We start from the raw sequence: 5,029 nt of genomic DNA, 5'->3' as shown, positions 1-5,029 counted from the left end.
GGCCCGCCGCCCGGCCCCCGGGGGCCCCCCCCCGGCCCCCCCCCCCCAAACCGCGGGGGGGGGTGTTTTGCCCCTCGCGCCAACCCCCCCCCGCCTGGGCTGAGGTTGCGCTACGCGCACTTGCAGGCTGAGGCGGGGCCACATCCAGCCCCGCCGGCGTTTGAGGCGCGGGTCCGGGCGGAGCCCGGCGGGGTCTGGGGCGGAGCCCCGGGGAACGGTGGAAGGGCGGGTAGGGGACCGCTCCGCGCAGCGGGACCCGCGCCCCGCCCAGGAGCACGGAGGGGCCGGGCGAGGAGCCCTGGAGGCCGATGACCCGAGTCCGGAGCACGGAAGGGCCGGGGCGCGGGGCTCCCGGAGGGCGATGACCCGAGTCCGGAGCACGGAAGGGCCGGGCGCGGGGCCCCGGAGGGCGGTGGGCCGAGGCCGGAGCGCGTCAGGCGGGGGCGACCGGGAGGCCGGCGGACTTCCAGGCCTGGAAGCCGCCGGTCAGGTCCGTGGCGCGGTGGAGGCCCAGCGCGTGGAGCGAGGCCGCCGCGAGGCTGGACGCGTAGCCCTCGTTGCAGATGACCACCACCCGGAGGTCATGGCTCGTGGCCTCGGCCGCACGGTGGGAGCCCCGGGGGTCCAGCCGCCATTCGAGTTCGTTGCGCTCGACCACCAGCGCACCCGGGATCAGGCCGTCGCGCTCCCGCAGGGCCTGGTAGCGGATGTCCACCAGGAGGGCGCCGGCCCGCGAAGCCGCGTAGGCCTCCTGCGCGTCGACGCGGGTGTAGCCCGCGCGGACCCGCTCCAGCAGCTCGTCGATGCCGACCGGCGTCGCGGCGCTCACTGCCAGTCCGCCGGGGACTCGACGTGCTCGAGGTTGAGCACCGGCCCGCTGCGGCTGTAGCGGCGGATCAGCGGAAGCGGCGGGTAGTACGCGTGCACCGAGATCGCGTGCTCGGCCGGGGACTCGTTGAGGACCTCGTGCACGTGGTGCTCCCCGAAGGCCCGCCCCGCCCCCGCGTCCAGGCTGCGCGTGCGGTCCACCCCGTGGGCGAGCTCCAGCGACCGCCAGCCTTCCGAGGGCAGCCGTACGGCGAGCGAGTGCTCGGTGAGCCGGCCCCGGGCGGTGGCGAACGCGCCCCGCGACTCGGCGTGGTCGTGCCAGCCGGTGCCGGTGCCCGGCGGCCAGCCGATCACCCAGGCCTCGCTGCCGGCGGGCCCGTCCAGCCGGATCCAGGTGCGGCCCTCCGGGTCGAGCGGCAGGGAGTCGATGATCCGGGAGTTGGCGGCCGTGTCGAGGGCGAAGGCGAGGAGTTCCCTCGCCGTGGGGCCCCCGGCCAGTGTGGCGGCAGGGGCGTGCGTGGGTGCAGACATGGAAGCAGACCGTTCCTGGGGTTCGCGGAGGTGCGCGCGGGCCGGTGACGGCACGGGGCGCGCGGGGGAAAGGCGAATCAGCAGGAAGGGCGACACACGCAGCCCGCGTAGCGGAGCAGGTCCATATGGACCCTCCGCCACAGGCGTACGTCGTTGCCGGTCATGCCCGCGAGTGAACCACGACTCGCGGGGACGGTCAATCGATCACGTGGTCGGTGTGGGTGTCGGGGTCGGTGCGGGTGGCGCGGTCGGTTCCGGCAGCCGGGACGCGGGCGCGCCCGCCCTGACCGCGTCCGCCGCCTCGTACAGCTCCGCCGGGCGGACCCCCGCGAAGGTCGCCGCCAGGTGCCCGTCCGGCCGGACCAGGAGCACGGTGTGCGCCGGGGCCCCCGGGTAGCCGTCCGCGACCAGCAGATCGGTGCGGACCGGCAGGGCGCTCACCGCCGCCGCGAGGCGGGGCATCAGGCCTGCGCCGAGCCAGTGGCGCCGGTCCCAGACCCCGGTGCCCGGTGCGACCAGGACCACCAGCAGCCTGCCCTGCCCCAGCAGGTCGCGCAGCGGCACCGTCGAGCCGTCGGGAGCGGTCACCGGTACGTTCGCCACCGGACCGCCCGGTTCCGTTGCGGTCGGGACCTCGCGTACGGCCACGGGCGGGGCGTACGTCGGCTCCGCGCCCAGCGGCCCCCGCCCCAGGTGCCCGTCCGTGAGCAGGGTTTCCCCCGTACGGGCGGCGCCCGGCAGGTAGGTGCGCAGGCCGCCCCCGCCGCGCAGCACCGGCATCGCCTGGTCGGCCGCGCGCAGCCGCGACGCGACCGCCCTGCGCCGCTCGCCCTCGTAGCTGTCGAGCAGGGCCTCGGAGGCCCCCTGGTGCCAGGCCAGCGAGAGCTTCCACGCCAGGTTCTCGGCGTCCCGCAGCCCCTCCTCGACCCCTTGGGTGCCGAGAGCCCCCAGCAGGTGCGCGGCGTCGCCGGCGAGGAAGGCGCGGCCGTCGCGCCAGCGCCGGGCCAGCCGGTGGTGCAGGGTGTGCACCCCGGTGTCGATGAGGTCGTACGGGGGAGTCGTGCCCCCGCACCACCCGGCAAGGGTGTCCCGGATGAGGGTCACCAGCGCGTCGGGGGTGACCAGTTCGCCGCGGGCGGGGAGCAGCCAGTCCAGCCGCCACACCCCGTCGGGCAGCGGCCGGGAGGTGACCTCCTGCGGCGGGCTGCGGTGCAGCAGGGCCTCGCCGGGCCAGGGCAGTTCGGTGCGCAGCGCGGCCACGGCGTGCCGTTCCACGGCGGTGCGGCCGGGGAAGCGGATGCCGAGGAGCTTGCGCACGGTGGAGCGGGCGCCGTCGCAGCCGACCAGGTAACTCCCGCGCCACCACGTGGTCTCGGCGCCCCGGGTGTGTGCGGTGACCCCGTGGCCGTCCTGCTCCACGGAGTCGAGGCGGCTGTCGGTGACCAGCTGGACGAGGGGGTGCGCGGTGGCGGCGTCGCGCAGGCCGCGCGCCAGGGCGTGCTGCGGCAGGTGCAGCGGGGCCGGGTGGTCCTCGAAGGTGATCCGCTGGGCGGGCCGGCCGCGCCGCATGGTGCGCCAGGCGGCGAAGTACGCCCCCTCGTCGCGCAGGGTCGTACAGCCCAGCCGGTGCGCCATGGCCGCCGTGTCGGCGTGCAGGACGACCGTACGGGCCGGTCGGGGTTCCTCCTTGCCGGGCCCCTCGTCGAGCAGCACGCAGGGCACGCCCTGGCCGGCCAGGGCGAGGGACAGGGACAGTCCGACGGGCCCCGCGCCGACGACGATCACCGGGTCCATGGCGCGGCTCCCGATGTCCGGTATGTGATCACAGAACGTATGCAACCCACTGGAGGTGCCTGCGTCAAGTGACACCGGTCCGGACAAGCCCGTGTGGTGCGGCGGGCGAGTTCCGCCGCACCACACGGGATACGCACTATGACTGACCGTACGTCAGACCCACCGGGTCCGTCGAACCGGCCGCTCGTGTCAGGCTGCGCCGCTGTTCGCCCCGGCGGCCAGGTCGTCGACCTCCGCCACGGCGAGCACGGCGCCGGTGGACTTCTTCGACTTCCGCAGCCGGCCTTCCATCCAGGAGGCGAAGCTGGTGAGCGCGAAGTTCACCGCGATGTAGATCAGCGCGATCACGAAGAGCGTGGCGATGGTGTTGCTGTAGTTCGCCGAGATCTGCCGGTTCGTGGAGAGCAGTTCCGCGAAGCCCAGCAGGGCGCCGCCGAGCGCGGTGTCCTTGAGGATCACCACGAGCTGGCTGACCAGGGCCGGCAGCATCGCCGTCACGGCCTGCGGGATCAGCACGTAGAACATCGTCTGGCCCTTGCGCATGCCGATCGCCTTGGCGGCGTCGCTCTGGCCGTGGGGCAGGGAGAGGATGCCCGCCCGGACGATCTCGCCGATGACTGCCGAGTTGTAGAGGACCAGGCCCGTGACCACGGCCCAGAAGGGCCGGGTGTCGGAGGGAACGTCCAGGAACCGCGGCGCCATCAGCGCGTTGCCGAACAGCATCAGCATCAGCACCGGGATGGCACGGAAGAACTCGACCCACGCGCCGACCGGCCCCCGCACCCACGCGTGGTCCGACAGTCGGCCGATGCCCAGCAGCGCGCCCAGCGGGAGGGCGATCACCATGGCGAGCGCGCCGGCCTTGAGGGTCTCCAGCAGGCCGGGGAGCAGGTAGGTGGTCCAGACCCGGCTGTCGGTGACGAAGGGGGACCACTTGTCGGCGTCGAGCTGACCCTTCTCGCCCATGAGGGACAGCGCCCACCACAGGACGAGCCCGAACAGCACGACGAAGATCCCGCTGTAGAGCCAGTTGCGCGCCCTGGCCTTGGGGCCAGGGGTGTCGTACAGCACGGAGCTCATCGCTTCACCGCCACTCGCTTGGCGACCCAGCCCAGCAGAAGACCGGTGGGCAGGGTCAGCAGGACGAAACCGAGGGCGAAGACCGCGAAGACCGCGAAGGTCGCCTGCGCCTCGTTCTCGAGCATTTCCTTCATCAGCAGGGCCGCCTCGGCCACGCCGATGGTCGCCGCCACCGTGGTGTTCTTGGTGAGCGCGATCAGTACGTTGGCGAGCGGTGCGACGACCGCCCGGAAAGCCTGGGGGAGCACGATCAGGGTGAGCACCTGGAAGAAGCTCAGCCCCAGCGCGCGGGCCGCCTCGGCCTGGCCGACGGGCACGGTGTTGATGCCGGAGCGCAGGGCCTCGCAGACGAAGGTCCCGGTGTAGGCGATCAGTCCGAGGACCGCGAGCCGGAAGCCGATCTCCTTGAACGAGTCGCCGCCCAGAGCGATGCGGAGGGTCTGGTTGAGTCCCAGCGAGCAGCCGATGATCAGCAAGGTCAGCGGGGTGTTGCGCACCAGGTTGACGTAAGCGGTGCCGAAGCTCCGCAGCAGCGGGACCGGGCTGACCCGCATCCCGGCCAGGACGGTGCCCCAGATCAGGGATCCGGCCGCCGAGTAGAGGGTGAGCTGAACCGTCACCCAGAAGGCTCCGAGCACGTCGTACTGCCCGGAATCAAGAAAATCGAACACGATGCCCTGCGCTCTCCCCAGGATGGCCGGTGAGGTGGGCCGCCCCCGGGCGGCCGGGGGGGGGGGGGCCCCCCACCCGGAGAAAACCAGCCCGACGGGGTCTGCGGGGGCGGCGCCGTCGTTTA

The 5,029-nt window shown here is 73.8% G+C and carries 6 protein-coding genes; all 6 read right to left on the bottom strand.

Annotation, left to right across the window (positions count from 1 at the left end):
- Window positions 1-433: 433 nt before the first annotated feature.
- On the bottom strand, window positions 434-829 hold the full coding sequence (locus tag ACFWBN_RS38180; RefSeq protein ID WP_385185946.1) for a rhodanese-like domain-containing protein: 396 nt from the start codon (window positions 827-829) through the stop codon (window positions 434-436).
- Window positions 826-1,359 carry a cysteine dioxygenase gene (locus tag ACFWBN_RS38175; RefSeq protein WP_385185942.1) on the bottom strand — a complete coding sequence of 178 codons (534 nt, stop codon included), beginning with the start codon at window positions 1,357-1,359 and terminating at the stop codon, window positions 826-828. The genes ACFWBN_RS38180 and ACFWBN_RS38175 overlap by 4 nt, the downstream gene beginning before the upstream one ends.
- Before the next feature lie 77 nt (window positions 1,360-1,436).
- Entirely contained in the window at window positions 1,437-1,484 is a 48-nt protein-coding gene (locus ACFWBN_RS38170) for a hypothetical protein (protein ID WP_311314449.1), read from the bottom strand.
- Window positions 1,485-1,563: 79 nt separating this feature from the next.
- The gene (locus ACFWBN_RS38165) at window positions 1,564-3,153 is read right to left on the bottom strand and encodes an FAD-dependent monooxygenase (RefSeq protein ID WP_385185940.1); all 1,590 of its coding nucleotides are present in this window, start codon (window positions 3,151-3,153) and stop codon (window positions 1,564-1,566) included.
- Window positions 3,154-3,342: 189 nt separating this feature from the next.
- Window positions 3,343-4,233 (bottom strand): amino acid ABC transporter permease, encoded by an 891-nt coding sequence (locus tag ACFWBN_RS38160; RefSeq protein ID WP_385185937.1) that lies wholly within the window; start codon window positions 4,231-4,233, stop codon window positions 3,343-3,345.
- Window positions 4,230-4,904 carry an amino acid ABC transporter permease gene (locus ACFWBN_RS38155; protein WP_385185934.1) on the bottom strand — a complete coding sequence of 225 codons (675 nt, stop codon included), beginning with the start codon at window positions 4,902-4,904 and terminating at the stop codon, window positions 4,230-4,232. The genes ACFWBN_RS38160 and ACFWBN_RS38155 overlap by 4 nt, the downstream gene beginning before the upstream one ends.
- Window positions 4,905-5,029: the final 125 nt, after the last annotated feature.

It is taken from the genome of Streptomyces sp. NPDC059989, from assembly GCF_042736975.1.
In the GTDB taxonomy this organism is placed as follows: Bacteria; Actinomycetota; Actinomycetes; order Streptomycetales; family Streptomycetaceae; genus Streptomyces.
This window is presented reverse-complemented; position numbering and strand designations above follow the sequence as displayed.

Excerpts from the sequence above, each read along its gene's own strand:
- ACFWBN_RS38160 (WP_385185937.1), bottom strand. The coding sequence starts at position 4,233 with ATGAGCTCCGTGCTGTACGACACCCCTGGCCCCAAGGCCAGGGCGCGC.
- ACFWBN_RS38165 (WP_385185940.1), bottom strand. The coding sequence starts at position 3,153 with ATGGACCCGGTGATCGTCGTCGGCGCGGGGCCCGTCGGACTGTCCCTG.
- ACFWBN_RS38175 (WP_385185942.1), bottom strand. The coding sequence starts at position 1,359 with ATGTCTGCACCCACGCACGCCCCTGCCGCCACACTGGCCGGGGGCCCC.